General features: G+C 67.4%; 7 protein-coding genes. All 7 read left to right on the top strand.

Annotation, left to right across the window (positions count from 1 at the left end; genetic code table 11):
• Window positions 1-137 precede the first annotated feature (137 nt).
• The 7 genes from IEY58_RS12695 (at window position 138) to IEY58_RS12665 (ending at window position 18,827) form a co-directional block, all read left to right on the top strand.
• Window positions 138-2,540 carry a TonB-dependent receptor gene (locus IEY58_RS12695; protein WP_189046238.1) on the top strand — a complete coding sequence of 801 codons (2,403 nt, stop codon included), beginning with the start codon at window positions 138-140 and terminating at the stop codon, window positions 2,538-2,540.
• A gap of 133 nt (window positions 2,541-2,673) precedes the next feature.
• On the top strand, window positions 2,674-3,780 hold the full coding sequence (locus tag IEY58_RS12690; protein ID WP_189046236.1) for a sensor histidine kinase: 1,107 nt from the start codon (window positions 2,674-2,676) through the stop codon (window positions 3,778-3,780).
• Window positions 3,777-4,532, top strand: coding sequence for a LytR/AlgR family response regulator transcription factor (locus IEY58_RS12685; protein WP_189046235.1), 756 nt, complete (start codon window positions 3,777-3,779; stop codon window positions 4,530-4,532). The genes IEY58_RS12690 and IEY58_RS12685 overlap by 4 nt, the downstream gene beginning before the upstream one ends.
• A gap of 638 nt (window positions 4,533-5,170) precedes the next feature.
• The gene (locus tag IEY58_RS12680) at window positions 5,171-5,779 is read left to right on the top strand and encodes an energy transducer TonB (RefSeq protein ID WP_189046233.1); all 609 of its coding nucleotides are present in this window, start codon (window positions 5,171-5,173) and stop codon (window positions 5,777-5,779) included.
• An 88-nt stretch (window positions 5,780-5,867) separates the two neighbouring features.
• Window positions 5,868-6,347: an RNA polymerase sigma factor gene (locus tag IEY58_RS12675; protein ID WP_229743684.1), complete on the top strand. Its 480-nt coding sequence runs from the start codon at window positions 5,868-5,870 to the stop codon at window positions 6,345-6,347.
• Between the two features lie 90 nt (window positions 6,348-6,437).
• Window positions 6,438-7,412, top strand: coding sequence for a FecR family protein (locus IEY58_RS12670; RefSeq protein ID WP_189046229.1), 975 nt, complete (start codon window positions 6,438-6,440; stop codon window positions 7,410-7,412).
• Window positions 7,413-7,559: 147 nt separating this feature from the next.
• Window positions 7,560-18,827 (top strand): filamentous haemagglutinin family protein, encoded by an 11,268-nt coding sequence (locus tag IEY58_RS12665; protein WP_189046227.1) that lies wholly within the window; start codon window positions 7,560-7,562, stop codon window positions 18,825-18,827.
• Window positions 18,828-18,990: the final 163 nt, after the last annotated feature.

Raw genomic sequence — 18,990 nt, 5'->3', positions numbered from 1 at the left:
CCAGCGCAAAAATCGCAGGCTTCCGGGAATATTTCCCGATCCTATCGGGAAAACGAATAAGTACTTTTGGACGAGAGGTGTCGATCGGCAACGTTGCTATAACAATACGGTTGTACTGACAAATATCCGACGGAAGCATGAACAGCCGTATCCTGCCGATTGTCGTATCCGTCGCTACGCTCTCCGCCATGCCCGGCATGGCGCCGGCGCAGGACCATGTCTCCGAGCCGCAGCTTGCGGACGCGGCGAATGTCGAAAGGATCACAGTCGTCGGCACGTCCCCCTTGCCAGGCACCGGGATCGATATCGACAAGATACCCGGCAATACCCAAAGCCTGTCCGCGTCGGATCTGACGCGCGAGGGATCGCCGAGCGTGATCACGGCGCTCACGAACCAACTCGGCAGCGTCAGCATCAACGACAATCTGGACGATCCCTTCCAGCCGGACATCCTCTATCGCGGCTTCGAAGCCTCGCCGGTGCTCGGCACGCCGCAGGGCCTCGCGGTCTACCAGAGCGGCGTGCGCATCAACGAGGCCTTCGGCGATGCCGTGAACTGGGACCTGTTCCCCGATATCGCCATCGACCGGGTCAATGTCGTCAGCTCCAATCCCGTCTACGGCTTGAACGCGCTGGGTGGCGCGGTCGTGATCAATATGAAGGACGGCTTCAACCATGAAGGCGGCGATGTCGAACTTTCCGGCGGTTCGTTCGGCCGGCGCTCCGCGGCGTTCGAATACGGCGTCAACGACGGCATCTTTGGGGCATACGTTGCCGGTCATGCCTTGGACGAGGATGGCTGGCGCCAGTCCTCTCCCAATTCGCTCCGTCAACTCTATGCCGATTTCAGTGCCCGAAGCGATCGGCTCACGCTCGATCTGAGCTTCACCGGCGCCAATAACCGCCTCTTTGGCGGATCGGCGACCCCCGTGCAGGAACTGGCGGTCAGCCGCTCGCTTCTCTTCACTTCTCCTCAGAGCAACTTCAATCAGCTCGAATTCGTCACGCTGAACGGCAGCTATAGGGTGTCGGACGCGCTGTCGGTTCAGGGCAGCGCCTATTACCGCGAATTTCGCCAGACCGTGGTGAACGGCAACACCACGAATTTCACCGCCTGCACCGCAGCGCCCAATCTGGGATCTCTCTGTCAAAGCGACGGGCTGACGCCCGCGACCACGGCTTCAGGGCAGTTCATCCCTGACCTCTCGCAGGGTGGCGCGCTTGCAATCGGTGAGAACGACTTCGAGTCGATCCGCACCGTCACCGTCGGGGGCTCGCTGCAGGCGACCGAGACGGCGCCGCTTTTTGGCCTCGAAAACCACCTGACCGTTGGCGCGACGATCGATCACGCCAGCACGGATTTCCAGTCGAGCGTTGAGCTCGGCACCATCAACAGCGCGCTGCGAGTGGGCTATTCCGGCTTCTTCGTCGCGACGCCCGAAGACACGCCATTCAACGCGACACCGGTCAGCCTCGGGGACAATGACAGCTATTACAGCGTCTATGCGACTGACACGCTGAACGTGACGCCGGCCTTGGCGGTCACCACCAGCGGCCGGTTCAATGTCGCCCAGATCGACCTGATCGACCGGCTCGGCAATGAGCTCACAGGCCAGAATCGCTATAGCCGCTTCAATCCGGCGATCGGTGCTACCGACAAGCTGACGGACAACCTGACGGCCTATTTCGGCTATTCCGAGGCGAACCGGACGCCGACGGCGAGCGAGATCGAATGCTCGAATCCTCTGCGTCCCTGCTTGCTGCCGTCATCACTGGCGAGCGATCCGCCGAACCTGAAGCAGGTGGTTTCCCATACCTATGAGGTCGGGCTGCGCGGCCGGCTTTCGCTGCCTGGACTGGCGGCCGTCGGTCTTGGCCCGGGCCGGCTCAGTTGGAACGCAAGCCTTTACCGCACGGATGTCGATGATGACATCTACGGGATCGCGACCTCGCTCAGCAGCGGCTTCTTCCAGAACATTGGCGGCACGCGGCGCCAGGGCGCCGAGGTCGGCGTCAAATACCAGGAGGACCGGCTCTCGGCCTATCTCAGCTACAGCTATGTCGACGCGACTTTTCAATCGTCACTGACACTTCCCTCGGCCTCGAACCCGTCGCAGGACGCCAACGGGAATATCCAGGTCAAACCCGGCGATCACCTTCCCGGCATTCCGCAGAACCGGATCAAGTTCGGCGCCGACTATCGCGTGCTCGATGGCTGGAACGTCGGGGCCACCGTCTCCTATGTCGGCGAGCAATTCTATCGGGGCGACGAGTCGAACCAACTGGTGCCGATCCCGGACTACGTCGTCGTCAATCTCCATTCGACCTATCAGCTCACTGAGAATCTGCAATTCTTCGTCACGGTCGACAATGCGATCAACGCGCGGTATGCGACCTTTGGCGTGCTCGGTAACCCGACGGGAATTGGCGCACCAGGCATTCCGGCGACCGCAGTCGCCAACGGCGCCGGGGTCGACAATCGGTTCCAGAGCCCGGCCGCGCCGATCGCCGCCTATGGCGGTATGAGGATCTCTTTCTGACGCAGCTTGTTGATGCGCGGAGAAGCCGGCCGCCTGCGGATTTTGGCGCCCGGCGCGCTCGTTTCGACGAACCCGCGGCCGGCTTCGACCAGCACGCTGCCCGGAAGCCCCTGGGCGCGCTATAAAAGGCGACATGGCGAACAGCACATCCGATGCCCAGCTCGACCGCCGATCGTCGCTCCTGTCGATCGTCGGTTTCTGGGCCTTCTATTTCCTGCTGAACACGCTGCGCTGGGCGATCGAAGGGGCGCCGGACCAGCTCTCCGCGATGGGCCGGCGCGCGGTGGTCAGCCTGTTCGGCATCGGCTTCACCTTCATCCTCTATCTGGTGCTGCGCCGCTTCGAGCGTAGCCGGATGCACGTCCTGGTCACGGTTGCCTTCCTGGCCTCGGTCCCGGTTTCCATTGCCTATGCCGCGGTTAATTATGCCGCCTTCTATATCGTGCGGCCCTCGGAGAAGGTGCTCCAGGAGATCGCCCGATATCCCTCGGAACATATGGGGCCGGGGGCCATGATCGGGGACTCTGCGGTCACCTGGTACTTCTTCATCGCCTCTTGGGCCGTGCTGCATGTGGCACTGATGTATGCATCCCGCGTCCGCCAAGCCGAGCGCCGCGCCGCGCGCTACCGCACCGAGGCGCAGGCGGCACAGCTGAGGGCGCTGCGCTACCAGATCAACCCGCATTTCCTGTTCAATACGCTGAACTCGCTCTCGACCCTCGTCCTGCGCGGGCGCACGGACGAAGCCGAGCGGATGATCACCAACCTCGCGGCGTTCTTCCGCGCGAGCCTGACCGCCGATCCGGCCGAGGATGTGCCGCTTGCCGAGGAAATCCGCATGCAGCAGCTCTATCTCGACATCGAGAAGGTCCGTTTCCCGGATCGGCTGCTCGCCCGTTTCGAGATTGCACCGGAGGCGGCGGGCGCCTCGGTGCCGGGGCTGATCCTGCAGCCGCTGGTCGAGAACGCGATCAAATACGGCGTCAGCCGGAGCAGCCGTCCCGTAACCGTCGCGATCCGCGCCCATGGCGAGGCCGGCCGACTGCATCTGACTGTCGAGGATGACGGCGGCACTTCCAGCGAACCGGTCGCCGCCGAGGCCGATGGCCACGGCGTCGGGCTCAGGAATGTCTGCGACCGTCTCGCCGCACGCTTCGACGGCAACGCCGAGTGCCGCTACGGCGCACGGCCCGGTGGCGGTTTCCGCGTCGATCTCGTGCTGCCGCTGAGGCCGGCATGACCGGACCGCGAGCGCTCCGGACGCTGATCGCCGATGACGAACCGCTCGCCATCGAGCGGCTGCAGATCCTGTGCGCCCGCCTGCCGGAACTACATCTGATCGGCACGGCCATGGACGGCGCCGCGGCGCTCCGTCTTGCCGAGGCGCTCTCTCCCGACCTGCTGCTGCTGGACATCGCCATGCCCGGGCTGGACGGGCTTGGCGTCGCCCGCGCGCTGGAGGGCGCCGGCACGCCCAGCGCCGTCATCTTCGTTACCGCCTTCGACCATTTCGCCGTCGATGCCTTTGACGTGGCGGCGGTTGATTATCTGCTGAAGCCGGTCGAACTCGGTCGGCTCGAACGGGCCATCGCGCGCGTACGCGCCCAGATCGAGCATCGGACCGATGCGGGCGCGGCGCCCCCCCGCCTGCCGCCTTCGCCCTGGGCACGGGAATTCTGGGTCCCTTATCGAGCCGAGATCATCCGCGTCCTGGCGGCCGACATCGAGCTCATCGAGGCCGAGCGCGACTATATGCGGCTTCATATCGGCCAGCGCTCGTACCTGCTGCACCAGACGATCGGCGAGCTCGAACGCCGGCTCGATCCCGCGGAATTCGTACGGCTGCACCGCTCGACGATTGTGCGGCGCGACCGGATCGCAGGTTTCAAGCGGGACGGTGAGGGCGGATGGCTGGTGGAGCTCAGGGACGGGCGCGTGCTGCGTGTTGGCCGGACCTATTTGCAGAATGCCCGCGCCATGGTCGAACGGTAGCCGGCCGGGCGCCGCGACTCGCCCGGCCGCCACGCCGCCGTCCAAGTCTTCAGGACGGCAGCGCGGTATTAAAGGCTGGCGCCGCCCGTAAACAGGACGGCCGTGATCAGTGTTGCCGCCGTGGCCGCGACGAATTTCACGAAATAGGCGTAGAGGCGGTAAGTCAGATGAGCGGGCATGACGTCCTCCGATGCTTGATCCGGGCGAAGGCGGGGAGCTGGCATCCGGGGCGTTCTTTTCCCGAGTGGCCGCACCGCGCTTTAATCGGCGATCAAGACCGTAGGACGCTGGCCTGGCCACGTCCTCTCCAGTTCGACGGAGCGCCATCAGCCTTCCACGGATGGCGGCGGCGTCGACAAAGAACCGGCTGGCATCGACGAAATGCCGCCGGTCTGCGTTCGGGTGACACGGGCCAGTGACACGGGCCAGTGACACGGGCCGGTGACACGGGCCAGTGACACGGGAATGTAAAGGATGGCCCCTAAGGTCGAATGCTATTGTTGAGAGGCTTCTCTCCGGAGCGAAGTTCCTTGGCGGCTTCCCGTAATACTGTCGGACGGCATTTCTGCCGGGATGCCAAGGCGTTCGGTCGCGCTTTCTTTCTGGTGACGAGCGTGTGTCTTACGGGTGCCATGCTCATGCAGGACGCGGGCGCGGCCGACATGCCGACGTCACCCGTGGCCTTCGATATTCCGGCGGAGCCGCTCGAGGCGGCGCTTGATGCCTACGGTGCCGCGAGCCGCGTGCAGGTGCTCTACGAGACGCGGATGACGGAGGGCCGGCGCTCCACGGTGGTCAAGGGGACGTACGCGCCCGAGGTTGCGCTGCGGCTGCTGCTGTCGGGCTCCGGCCTCGATTTCGACTATACCGAGGACCGGGCCTTTACGCTGGTACCCGCCGCGGCGGCAGCGCCGCCGGTCCGGAAGGTCCGGCCCGTCGCCGATTTCGATCATTTCCTGGGCAACGTCCAGGCCGGCATACTGGCCGCAATGTGCCGGCATCCCGAGACACGTCCGGGCCGGTTCCGGATGGCGATGCAGATGCGGATCGGCCCCACCGGCGCGGTCGAGCATCCGGTGCTGCTGAGCTCAACCGGAAATTCGGTCCGCGATGCGGTGATCATCGATATTCTGACACATCTCTCCTTTACTGAGGAACCTCCGGCGGACATGCCGCAGCCCGTCACCATGGTCCTGTCGCCCGATCCGTCGGGCGGGGCGGAGGATTGCGCCGGGACGGGGAACTGACGCCGAAGGAAGCCGGGGTCGCTTCCGAACATCGTGATGGGGAATGAGCCGACAGGATTCCGAGACGAGCTGGGTCTCCCTCCGGCAGTTGCTCATCGAGCAATATGATGACCTGCGGCGGCGGCTTACCCGGCGTCTCGGCTCGGCCGACGCGGCGCACGAGACGTTGCATGAGCTCTATCTCAGGATGGATCGCCCCGACGGGGTCAGTGCGCTTCGCAATCCCGCGACCTATATTCTCGCCGTGGCCGTCAACTTGGCGCGCGATCGTTGGCGGACCGAGAATCGACGGGCGGAGCGTGTCGACGAATCGGCGCTCTACGAGCTTATCGATGAGAATCCGGGGCCAGAGCAGGTGGCGGAAGGGCGCTCCTCGCTGGAGGCGCTTGTCCGCGCGCTGGACCTCCTGACGCCGCGGCAGCGCATGATCATGGTCGCCGCCCGCTTCGAGCGGCTCCCGCAAGCCGAGATCGCCAGGCGACTCAACATCTCCACCCGGCTCGTGCAGATCGAGCTGCAAAGGGCGCTCGAATTTTGCGAAGAGTTCCTTGCCAAGAATCTTTCATAAGGCGATGCGGCTTTCGCGATCTCATATCGTCTTAAGTAAAGAACGTCCCCGCGCCGCATGGCGGGGGGCGGTCGGCAAGGATATCGGGTGATGATCGAGGCGGACGACCGGCGGGAGGAGATGTTGCAGCGCGAGGCGCTGGCTTGGGTGACGCGCATCGGCCTCGGCAATGCCACCAAGGACGAACTAGCGACGCTCCGCCGTTGGCGCGACACGAGCCCGGCGCATGCGGCGGCGCTCGCCCGCGCCGGCCGGCTATGGCGTGAGCTCGGCTCGCCGGTCGAGGCGTTGGCGCGGGTCGGCACCGCGACGGCGCCGGCGCGGGCCCGCCGCCCGTCTCGCCGTGCCGTCTTGGGCGGCGCCGTCACCGTCGGGGCAGCGGCCTCTGCGGCGGTGCTGATGCTGCGCCCGCCGTTCGGCCTGTGGCCGTCCCTCGCGGAGTTGGAGGCCGACTACCGGACCGGGACGGGCGAGCGGCGGCGTCTCGCGCTGTCCGACGCCGTCTCCATCGAGATGAACACCCAGACGAGCGTCACCGTGCACCCCGCCGCCGACGGCGCCGGAGTGGAGCTGATCTCCGGCGAGGCAGCGGTCACCGTCATCCCCTCGGCCGTGGGGCCGTTTGTCGTTTCGGCCGCCGGCGGCCGCATGAGGGCGACGCAGGCGACCTTCAATGTTCGACGGACCGGTGCTGCGGTCTGTGTGACCTGCATCGACGGCGAGGTCGCGGTGGAGCAGGGCGACCAGACATTGCGCGTCGGCCCGGCGCGCCAGGTCTCCTATGGCGGGGAGAGGTTGGGTGAGATCGCCACGGCCGATCCCGCCGCGGTCGTCGCCTGGCGGGAGGGCATGCTCGTGTTCCACGACACGCCGCTCGCCGAAGTAATCGACGAGGTGAATCGCTACCGTCCGGGCCGGATCGTCCTGCTCGACGCGGCGCTGGGCCGCCGCCTCGTCACGGCCCGCTTCGAGCTCGCCCGGCTCGACACGGTGATGGGGCAGATCCGCCACGTCTTCGGAGCGTCGATCAGGACGCTGCCCGGCGGTCTGGTCCTGGTCGGCTGAGCCGTGCCGGAGGGACGTTTCCCTCTCCCTCGGAAAAATTTCGAAAAAAGATTCGTCTCGGCCTTCGCTCATGTCGTCCAGCCAGTGAAGGAGGTGTGCCGGCAGGCAGCAGCGCCTCTCCGCCCCCTCGCGCTCGGAAGGCCGTTCATGTCGTCGTACCGCACCTCGAACCTTGAAGCCCGTCTCGTTCCCCGGCACGTCCTGCGGACGGCGCTCCTGGCGAGCGTCAGCGCCCTGACGCTGCTGACGACCGGCGCCCCGGCCGAGGCGCGAAACGTCCTGGCCATTGGCGGCGGCGCTTCCTCCGCCACGGCCAGTGCGGCGGTGGCTGCGGTGACCTCCGCCCAACAGGCGGCGGCCGCGACGCAGCAATCGATGAACACGCTCGCGCGGGCGGCCGAGGCGATCCAGGCCATGCAGGCGGCGCAGAGTGCCGCCCGCAATCTCGCGCTGCAGGCGCCGAGCGCGGTCCCGGATGGTCTTGCGCCCGGCGGGCTGCAGGTTGCGCCCGGCGCCGTGCCGGGCTCGGCCCTGTGGCAGAACGCCAATGCACCCACCGAGAGCGCGAGCAACGGCCACACGACCGTCGACATCCGGCAGACGGCTCCCCAGGCCATCCTGAACTGGCAGACCTTCAACGTCTCCAAGGGCACGACGGTCCAGTTCGATCAGCAGGGCAATGCGGGCTGGGCGGTACTGAACCGCGTCACCGATCCCGGCGCCAACCCGAGCCAGCTCCTCGGCACGATCGTGGCCCCCGGGACCGTGCTGATCATGAACCACAACGGGATCATCTTTGGCGGCGGCGCGCAGGTGAATGTCGGCGCGCTGGTCGCCGCGACCCTCGACCTCACCGACGCCCAGTTCCTCAAAGGCATCGTCAATCCCAAGCCCTATGACGACCTGCACCAGAAGCCCTTCGATCCGGTCTTCGCCAACACCTCGGGCGGGACCGCCGGCGACGTGACGGTCATGCCGGGCGCCGAGATCCAGACGGCGGCGCCGTCCTCGGTCACGACCGGCGGCGGCTTCGTCTATCTGTTCGGCAGCAACGTCACGAACGGCGGCGTGATCATGACGCCCGACGGCCAGACCGTGCTCGCGGGCGGCGACGCCGTCTACATCAGCCAGAGCACCGACCCCAACGTGCGCGGGGTGGAGATCAACCTGGGGAATGGCGGCAAGGTCACCAACGCGGCGAACGGGCTCGTCAGCGCGCCGACCGGCAACGTCATGCTGGTCGGCCACGCCATCGAGCAGGACGGGCTGCTGCTGGCCTCGACCTCGATCGACGAGGCGGGCTCGATCAGCCTGCTCGCCCATGACGGGATTGACGTGCAGAACGTCAACTTTCCGGTGGTCCATTACGTGCTTCCGGCGCGGACCGGCTCGGTCATCCTGGCCCCGGGCAGCCTCACCGCGGTGCTGCCGCAGGAGGACGGCCGCACCGCGCTCGACGCCCAGCCGCAGAGCCAGTCGGCGATCAAGATCGAAGGCGCCAGCATCAGCGTGCTCGGCGGCGCGACGGTCCTGGCGCCGTCCGGCCAGGTGACGTTGCGTGCAGCGCTCGACCCGGTCGCGCTCTATGACCAGGACAACCCATCGGATCCGTCCGCCAGATACCTCCTGTCGGCCGTGCAGCCCAGCCAGGACGCAGCACCCATCTATCTCGCCGATGGGGCGGTGATCGACGTCGCGGGCCTGCAGAACGTGCCGGTCGCCGCGTCCGACGACGTGGTGCAGGTCACCGTGCGCGGCAACGAGCTGCGCGACTCGCCTCTGCAGCGCGGCGGCATCCTCAACAGCACCAACGTCTGGGTGAATATTCACGACCTGAACAGGGTGGCGAGCGACCAGATCTACACCGCCGGCGGACTGCTCGAGGTTTCCGGCTGGCTCGGCCTCATTCCCCGCACGATCGACGAGCGGCTGACGACGGGCGGATCGGTCACCATCCAAGCCGGCCAGGCGATCCTGCGGCCCGGCGCCTCGATCAACATCGCCGGCGGTTCGCTGGCGCATCAGGCCGGCCTGGTGAACGACACTCTGCTCGTCGGGGCGGATGGGCTTCTCTACGATGTCAACTCCGCGCCTGCCGACATGATGTATACGGGGATCGCCGGGCGTTTCGTCGTCGACCATTCGCGCTGGGGCGTCAGCGAGACCTACATCGCGCCGCTGTTCGGCGGGCAGATCTATCAGGCGGCCTATACGGAAGGGAAGTCGGCCGGCAGCCTGACCGTCAACGGCCGGCTTGGCACGGAGTTGGACGCCGACGTCTATGCCGACGCCGTCAACGGCGTCTACCAGCGCAGCGCCGGCTCCATGGCGCACAACGGCAGCCTCCTGATCGGCCCCTCGAGCATCGGCAACTTTATCGTGGGCGGCCAGAACGTCCTCATCGCGCCGAGCTTCGCGGCGCCGGACGATCCCTTCGCCGGCGGTCCGGCCTCGGTGGGGCAGAATGGTGCGGCCAATCCGCAGCCGTCCGACGACGAGACGATCCTCCGTCTGTCCGCCGACAAGCTCAACCAGGCCCATTACGGCAGCATCACCGTCATTGGCGGCGTCGCCGGCGGCACCGTGGTCGATCCCGGCACGGGCAAGACCTTGCCGAGCGGCATCAGCCTCGTGGACGGAGCGACGCTCAAGGCGGCGGACGGCGGCGCGATCAGCCTTCAGTCGGGCGGAACCATCACGATCGACGGGCGGCTGGTCGCCCATGCCGGCTCGGTGACGCTCACCAGCCCCAATCTCGTGCCGAGCGCCTTGCCGCCGCAAGGCGCCGCCCTGGCGGTGCTGGCTCCCGGCAGCACGATCGACGTGACGGGCTTGTGGACCAACGACCTGCTCGATCCGACCAGCACCGCACCCGCCCTCTACGACGGCGGCGCCGTCACGCTTGATGCCGTCGGGGTCCAGGTCGGGCAGGGTGCGCTCATCGACGCCTCGGGCGGCGGCTGGCTGCAGGCGAACGGCAAGCTCAAGACCGACAGCCACGGCCTGCCGCTCGGAACCGGCGGCGACATCACCATCATCACCAACAGCGGCGAGCCCGGCGGCAATCGCACGGGGCCGGCCACCTATCCGGGCGTGCTGGTCCTGGACGGAACGCTACGCTCCAACGGCTTGCATGGCGGTGGCACGCTCACGCTCGCGGCACCGGCGATCCAGGTCGGCGGCGCCGATCCGGCGGACGGCCAGACCCTGTGGCTCGATCCGGGCTTCTTCAGCCAGGGCGGCTTTGGCCAGTACAGCCTGATCGCCTACAACCATCTGACGGTCGCGCCTGGAACGGATATCGAGCTCCACGCGCGGACCCTGATCCCGAACGGCGCGCTCCTGCAAACGGCGACCGGGGCTGATATCGAAGGCGTCGTGTCGCTCGGCGCGCCGCCGCTGTTCCAGCAGGCGGCGCCGGTCAATCTGGTGCTGAGCGCCGATGACGTGTTCAGCGGCGACCTCGTGCTGGGTGCGGGATCGCAGATCAACGGCGATCCCGGTGCCAGCGTCAGCCTGCACGCGAGCGACCAGCTGACCATCGACGGCGGCATCTCCGCGCCCGGCGGGACGATCAACCTCGATCTCGCCAGCCTGAATGTCTCCGGCTACGGCTACCCGGTCCCGGCCTACAATCCGGCGCGCACGCTGTGGATCGGCGCGGATGCCCAGTTCCTTGCCCCTGGCCTGGTGCAGACCTTCACGGACGCATCCGGTTTTCCGGCTTTCCGGCTGTGGAACGGCGGCAGCGTCAACATCAACGAGCATGGCAGCGACGCGCGCTATTACCCCTATGGCGCCGCCAACTTCTTCGGCACCGCCATCAGCAATCCCAGCAGCACGTTGATGAATATCGGCCCGACCGGATCGGTGGTGGGGCTCGCCGGGTCGGTGATCGACGTCTCGGGCGTTGCCGGAGAGGTCCGTGCGGCGGCCGGAACAGGCTTTGCGCGGACCTTCCCGACCACGCCGGTGGCGACCGACGCAGGGTCGCTGACGATCAACGGCGGCCAGGGCCTCTTCCTGGACACGACGCTGCTGGCCCATGCCGGCGGGCCCTCGGCCGCGGGTGGTAGCCTGACGCTGGAGCAGAGCCTCTACGTGGCGCAGAGCTTCGGCGGCGGCAACGGCTATGCCACGCCGGTCGGTGAGCTGATCCTCAGCCAGAGCGCGCAGTCGGTGGTTCCCGCCGGCCTGAAGCCCGGCGACGCACTGCCCGCCAACCTCCAGGGCCAGATGTACGCCAGCGCCGACCAGATCATAGGCGCCGGCTTCGACGCGGTGTCGCTGAGCGCCGTCGATGCGGTTGTGTTCAACGGGAACGTCAACCTGCACGTGGCCCGCAGCCTGACCCTGAACACGGGCGCGATCAGCGCCACGCCGGGCGCCCACATCCATCTGTCGTCGACCTACGTCGACATCGGCAATGGCCGCCTCAACACCCTCGCCGCCCATCAAGGCGGCTACCTATACGGCTCTTCGCCGGTCTCGCCTCTCGCCGGCACGGCCGAGCTGACTGTCGATGCGGGCCTGATCGATTTCGAGGGTTCGATCAACAGCGGCTCGACCTACACCTATACGCCCACCGGAAGCCCGCCCAGCGTGACGGTGAATCTGCCCGGCTTCGCCGACATGAACTTCAACAGCACGGGCGACATCCGCCTCGCCTCCAGCTTTTTCAACGTCAATTCGGGCCAGATCGCCACGCTCGGCAACATCACCTTCACCTCGGCGCAGATCTATCCGATCACCAGCGCGCCCTCGAGCGGCGTCGTCGGCAATGCGCCGCAGAACGGCCTCACCGTCATCTCCGCGACCGGCCCGACCAGCGCCATCACCATCGCCCGCAACGGCGACGCCGCGCCCCCGCCGCCGCTGGCGGCCGGCGGCCAGGTCCAATTCATCGCGCCCACCATCAACCAGGGCGGCGTCCTGCGCGCGCCGATGGGCCAGATCACCTTCGGCGATCCCAACAACCCGGGCACGGCAACCACCATCAACCTGCTGCCCGGCAGCATCACCTCGGTCTCGGCGAATGGCCTGGTCATTCCCTATGGAGGCCCGCTGGGCGACGCCCAGTACATCTATGGCTACAATGGCTATGTGAATGGGACGAGCCAGCCGGCCCCGGTCACGATCGCCTCGCCGCTGCAGAAGCAGATCTCGTTCTACGGCCAGTCGGTGACCGTCGCCGGTGCCGCGGGAGGCCAGGCGGCCGCCAAGATCGACGAGTCCGGCGGCGGCGACCTGTTCGGCTTCCAGTTCGTCAGCGGCACGGGCGGCTCGGTCGACGTGCTGAACGGCGTCAACACCTTCGCCATCCTGCCGAGCCTCGGCTTGGCCTATGCGCCGCGCTCGCCTCTGATGGAATCCAGCAGTGCTACCAATCCGTCGGCGCCGCCGGTGAACCTGAAAGTGGGCGAGCAGGTTTATCTCAGCGGCTATGCCGGCCTGCCCGTGGGGTACTACACCCTGCTGCCGGGACACTACGCCTTGTTGCCCGGCGCCTACGAGCTGACGGTCTCGACCACGGGGCTGGCACCCGCGCAGATCGCGCCCAACCTGCAACTGCCGACCGGCAGCTATCTCGTCTCCGGCTACGGCGCGACGGCGAATACCCAGGTCCGCGATGCGCTGGGCTCGGAATACATCGTCACGCCGAACGCGGTCGTGCGCAGGGAGGCCCAATACAACGAGACGACGCTTACCCAGTTCTTCCAGGCTGAGGCGGCCAAGGCCGGCGTGGCCCCGCCCCGCCTGCCGATCGACGCCGGACAGCTGGTGCTTGATGCGCTGACGTCCATCGACTTCGCGGGCGAGGGCGACTTCTCGATCTCGACCGGCGGCCGCGGCGGCTTGGCCGACATCGTGGGCAACCAGATCGAAGTCCTCGGCCCCGGCGACAGCCTGACCGCGGGCTTCACGAGCATCAACGACAGCTTCATCTCCCGGGTCGGTGCGCAGAGCATCCTGATCGGCGGGGTGCGCACGATCACTCAGGCCACCAACTCGACGGCTCAAGGCTCCCTGACCATCAGCCAGGAGGCGACCGACGTCGAGATCGGCTCGCACGCGGTGCTCAGCGCCCCGGAGGTCATGCTGCGGGCGACCAGTTCGATCGTGCTGGACCCCGGTGCCGTGATCGACACCACCGGCGCCAGCGCCATCCCCGACACCTTCCCGGCGGATCCCAAGACCGGTCTCTCCTCCGGGACCATCAACCTGTCCGGCGGCGCCTTCCTGCTGGCGTCCAACGCGCCGTTGACCGTCCCGATCGCCTTGACCGGGTCGGGGCCGAGCAGCCTGTCGATCGGCGCCGGGGCGCGCGTCGACGCCGGCGGCAGCCTGGCGCTCGCCAACCAGTCGAACTTCAGCCTCGATCCCACGGCCAGCTTCGGCGCGCCCTCGATCACCATCGCCGCACCGATCCTCAACATCGGCGGGGCCGGCCCGAGCGGCATCGACCTGTCCAACGCGCTCCTGTCGGCGCTGATCCGGGGCGATGCGGCCCATGGGATTGCGCCCACTCGCTTGGTGACGCTGAGCGGCGGCCTGGCGATCAACGTCTATGGCGCGGCCCAGCTGGGCGGGGTCGATTCCTCGACCGGCATGCCCACCCTCGCCAAGCTGGCGCTGAACACGCCCTCCATCCAGGGCTTCGGTGCCGCGGGCGATGCGGCCAGCATCACGGCCGCCCAGTTGACCCTCACCGGCGGGACCGCCGCGCCGGCGCCGACGGGAACCGGCCAAGGCTCGCTATCGCTGAACGCCACGGAGCTGACGCTCGGCGCCGGCAACATGGGCTTCGGCGGCTTCTCCAACGTGGCACTGAACGCCGGCGCCCAGCTGATCGGCTCGGGCACCGGCGTCTACAGCACGACCGGCGACTTGTTGGTCTCAGCGCCGCTGGTGACTGGAGCCGCCGGGGCCGACACCACCCTGAACGCGACCGGCGCGGTCGTGTTCGGCCCTTCGCTTACGCCGCTCGCCGCCCCGCTCACCCAGGTGCAGTCCTTGGGTGCGCATCTGACCGTCAACGCCGCCAGCATCACGCAGGGCGCCGACATTTCGCTGCCGTCGGGCGTGATCAATCTGAACGGCGCCTCGGGCGTGACGCTCGCCGCGGGCTCGACGACCGACGTCTCGGGCGCCGTCACCCCCTTCTTCGACGTTGTTCGCATCGCGCCGGCTGGAACGGTCAATCTCCAGTCGCAGGCCGGCGACGTCGACATCGCGGCCGGGGCCACGGTCAATCTGAGCGGCGGCGACCTCGCCGCCCTGGACCGGACGGCCCATCCGGATGTCGACACGGCCGCCTCCGACCAGGGCGGCGACGGGGGCGCGCTCAATATCGTGGCGACTGTCGGAACGGCGCGGCTCGACGGCGTGCTCAAGACCGCGACGGTCTCGGGTTATAACGGCGCGCAGGCCTCGCTCGATCTCGGCTCGGGCGACGCGAGCGCGCTGCTGGCAGCCCTGCAAGGTTTCAGCGGCAGGCAGGCGCTGACGCTCGAGACGGGCGACATTGCCGTCGCGAACCTGACCGCGCGCGACGTGGAGCTGTCGGCCGCTACGGGCAACCTGACGGTTTCAGGCCGCATCGACGCGAGCGGCCCGGATGGCGGGACCATCCGCCTCGCGGCCGGGAATAGCGTAACGGTGGAAGGCAGCGCTTCGCTGGACGCGCACGCGTCCACAGCGGACGGCAATCCCGGCAGCGTGTTCCTCGGCATCGGCGGGCAGAGCACCGGACGGCTGACACTCGCCTCCGGCTCCAGCATCGACGTCACCGGCTCGGACGGCGGCAGGGTGTGGCTGCGCGCCCCGCGCTTGGGCGCGGACGGCGTGGCCATCACGGCCGACGGCGTGACCGTGACCGGCGCACGCGAGATCGACGCCGAGGCGGTGGCGGTCACCGACATCAGCGGCAACCCCTTCGTCGATCAGAACCTCGCCAATGCCGACGCAGCGGCCCAGGCCTATATCGCCAATGCGCCGGCCATCAAGGCCGGCATCGGCTCCCTGGCCGGCAATCCGCTGTTCCACCTCATGCCGGGCATCGAGTTCGACAGCACGGGCGACTTGACCCTGCTGCAGAGCCCGTCGAGCACCAACACCGGCATCGACCTGCACACCTACCGCTATGACGGCGAGCCGATGGTGCTGACCCTGCGCGCGGCGGGCAACATCAATATGAACGGCAGCCTGAGCGATGGCTTCAACGGGCCGGTCTCCTCGCCCGACGGCAACATCTTCGCCGTCGCCCAGATACTGCCCCAGGGCTCGCGCTCGGCGACCCTGAGGCTGACGGCCGGCGCCGATCTGGCATCCGCCGATCCGGACGCGCTGCTCCCGGCCGCTGCGCTTCCGGCGGGCGAGGGCTCGATCGTCTTCAACGATCCGCACAACGACCAGTATGGGTTCCCGATTCCGAGCGTGCTGCGCACGGGCATGGGCGATCTCGATCTCTCGGCGGCGGGCGACGTCAACCTCGTCACGCCTTTCGGCATCTACACGGCTGGAACGCCATCGAGCGCCGTCGCCAATTTCACGCCGCCAACCAGGCAGTTCATCACGTCCACGAGCGGCTTCATCAACACCTATCTCGGCGGCTTTGACCCCACTTTCAGCGGATCCGGTCCGTCCTATGACGAGAGCTATCCTACGGCGCTCTATCCCACATATCCCGAGAAGGGCGGGAACCTGACGGTCAAGGTGCGGGGCAATCTGTCCAGCAGCCCCGTGTTGGCGCCGACCGTCGATTTCGTCGGCTACGCCGGCAGCGAGCCCGTCGTCGATTGGCTGTGGACCATGGCGAGTTCGGGCTCGAGCTACGGCGCGGTCCAGAACGGGACCGCCTTCATCAATTTCGGAACCTATTATCAGGACTACGGGGGACCCTCCTTCTTCAGTGGCGATGTCCCGCCCGGCGTCGCCGCCTTTGTCGGGCTCGGCGCGCTCGGCGGCGGCAATGTCGATGTCCGCGTGGGCGGCAACCTCTCCAATGTCGATGTCGTGTCGCCGGCGACGCTGCGGGCGCCCACGACGGCGACGAGCATCAATGATGTGGTCGTCACGGGCGGCGGCGATCTGTCGCTCACGGTCGGCGGCGTCCTTGGCCAGTCGAACATCGTGGTCGGCCACGGCGTCGGGGTGGTGCGCGCGGCCGAAATCGGGACCCCGTCGGCGGACGTACGACTGATGGTCGGGGATGGGCAGGTCACCAGCATCTCCGATCGCGACGCCAATCTCCAGATCGGCGATCCGACACGCGCAACAAATCAATCGGGCATCGGCATCGCCAACGGAGTTTTTGGGACCTTTCCCATCGGGCTGGAGGGCGTGGATCCCTACTCCATCTATAACTTTGCCATTCCTTTCCCGTACGGCTTCTTCACCAGCTACACCGAGAACACCGCCTTCAACGTGCTGGCCTTGGGCGGCGACGTGCGCCTGGACGGCGACTACGTGCCGCCAATCATGAATATCGTGGCCGACACCGGCTCCATTGGAAGCTCGGCGACACTGACCGCCAGTTCCACAGCGACGGGCAACGTTGGCTTCAACGGCGGCAACCGCCTGTTCGTGGCCTTCCCGGCCCCGACGGCGCAGGTCGATCTTCTGGCCGGCAAGGATATCTCGTACACCGGCGTCAGCTTGACCGGGATCGAGCCGATGTCCTCGGCCAACGCCTTCCAGTATAACTATGCAGCGACGATCTTCACCTTCCAGGACCTGGTCAATTCGACCCAGCCGTCGAACATCGTCCAGCCTGATGATCCCCGGACCGATCACGTCTACGCCTTGGGCAGTTTGGACTATGTCACCTTGGCGACCGCCAAGCGCGCCGAGGTCCGCGCCGGCCTGGACATCCTCTCGCCGGTCTTCGAGATCCAGAACAACCACTCCACCGACGTGTCGCTCGTCCAGGCTGGACGGGACATCGTGAGCTGCGGCCCGCTCACCAGTTCCGGCGCCTGCCTCGGGTTCAACATCCGCGTGGCCGGCCCCGGCGCGCTCGAAGTCGAAGCGGGGCGCGACATCACCATCGAAGCGCTGGTTCTGTCGGGCTCGCTCGTGCCGACGGAATCGGAAGGCATCTCCAGCATCGGCAACCTCGACAATGCCCTGCTGCCGGCGACCGGCGCCTCGATCAGCGTCGGCGTGGGCTTGGGCAAGAAGGGACCGGACATCGCCGACTTCATCGCCGCCTATTTCGATCCGGCGAACGCCGGCGGCGTGCTGCAGAACTATGCCGGCACGCTGCTGGCCTACATGCAGGCCCGCGAGAGCAATCCCGGCCTGTCGATCACCCAGGCGCTGGCCGACTTCCGCGCCCTGCCGTCCCAGGACCAGCTGCCGCTCGTCGAGCAGGTCTATTTCGCCGAGGTCAAGGCGGGCGGACGCGTCGCGGCAGCCGGGCAGGGCGCCGGCGGCAAGGGCTATGACCGCGCCTACAAGGCGATCGAGACCCTGTTCCCCGGCTCGACCCCGGGCACGCCCACTACGGCCTACCAGGGCGACCTGTCGGTCTTCCAGCTCGGCCGCATCCGCACCGAGGCGGGCGGCGACATCGACATCCTGGCGCCCGGCGGCGGCGTGTCGCTCGGCATCGAGAGCCAGACGCCCGATCTCACGGGCGATGCGGACACGGCGCGCCCCGGCCTGCTGACCCTGCGCCAGGGCGACGTGAACATCTTCACCGACCAGAGCGTGATCGTGGCGCAGTCGCGCGTGTTCACCGAGCTCGGCGGCGACATCCTGATGTTCTCCGACAACGGCGACCTCAACGCCGGCAAGGGCAAGCAGACCTCGATCACCACCGCGCCGGCTCAGTTCACGGTCAGCCCCTATGGCCAGGTCACCAAGTCGCCGGTGACGCCGCAGACCGGCGCCGGCATCGCCACCCTGATCGGCGTGCCCGGGGTCAAGCCGGGCGACGTCGACCTGTTCGCGCCGCACGGCACGATCGATGCGGGCGACGCCGGCATCCGCGTCAGCGGCGACCTGCATATCGCCGCACTGCAAATTCTCAACGCCGCCAATATCGCGGTGCAGGGGGTCGCGACCGGCCTTCCGACCTCGGTCGCGCCCAATACCGGCGCGCTGACCGCCGCCTCGAACACGGCGGGCGCCGCCACCGCGATGGCGGAATCGGCCGCCAGCCAGTCGCGCAACCGCTCGCCCGTGCAGGATCTGCCCTCGATCATCACCGTCGAAGTCATCGGCTATGGCGGCGACAGGACGCCGGTTCAGGACCAGCAGCAGGAGAAATACAAGGTCCGGAAGCAGCAGAGCTACAGTCAAACCAGCCCTCTGCAAGTCATCGGCCTTGGCCCCCTGAACGACGAACAGCAGGCGAAACTGACGAAGGAGGAGAGGGGACGGCTCGAAGGTCAAACCCAGGCGGAATGAGCTTTGTGAAATAGCGAAACCGCGCGGGAAGACGGCGAGGGCGCCGGAGGGGGCTGTCGGCCTGGAGCACCCGGCGGGCTATCCTCATGGGGCCGCAAGATGGGCCCGAGGGATGGCTTCATGGACCAGAGGCTGCTTGCGTGGCCTGTGCCCGCGTCGCGCC

Origin of the sequence: Aliidongia dinghuensis (assembly GCF_014643535.1) — a bacterium.
GTDB lineage: Bacteria > Pseudomonadota > Alphaproteobacteria > ATCC43930 > CGMCC-115725 > Aliidongia > Aliidongia dinghuensis.
Note: the sequence above shows the minus strand (reverse complement) of the source record. Positions and strands in the feature narration are given on the sequence as shown.

Bases quoted from the DNA above. Each gene is read 5' to 3' on its own strand.
- IEY58_RS12690 (WP_189046236.1), top strand. From the start codon at position 2,674: ATGGCGAACAGCACATCCGATGCCCAGCTCGACCGCCGATCGTCGCTC.
- IEY58_RS12665 (WP_189046227.1), top strand. From the start codon at position 7,560: ATGTCGTCGTACCGCACCTCGAACCTTGAAGCCCGTCTCGTTCCCCGG.
- IEY58_RS12680 (WP_189046233.1), top strand. From the start codon at position 5,171: ATGCAGGACGCGGGCGCGGCCGACATGCCGACGTCACCCGTGGCCTTC.
- IEY58_RS12685 (WP_189046235.1), top strand. From the start codon at position 3,777: ATGACCGGACCGCGAGCGCTCCGGACGCTGATCGCCGATGACGAACCG.
- IEY58_RS12695 (WP_189046238.1), top strand. From the start codon at position 138: ATGAACAGCCGTATCCTGCCGATTGTCGTATCCGTCGCTACGCTCTCC.
- IEY58_RS12670 (WP_189046229.1), top strand. From the start codon at position 6,438: ATGATCGAGGCGGACGACCGGCGGGAGGAGATGTTGCAGCGCGAGGCG.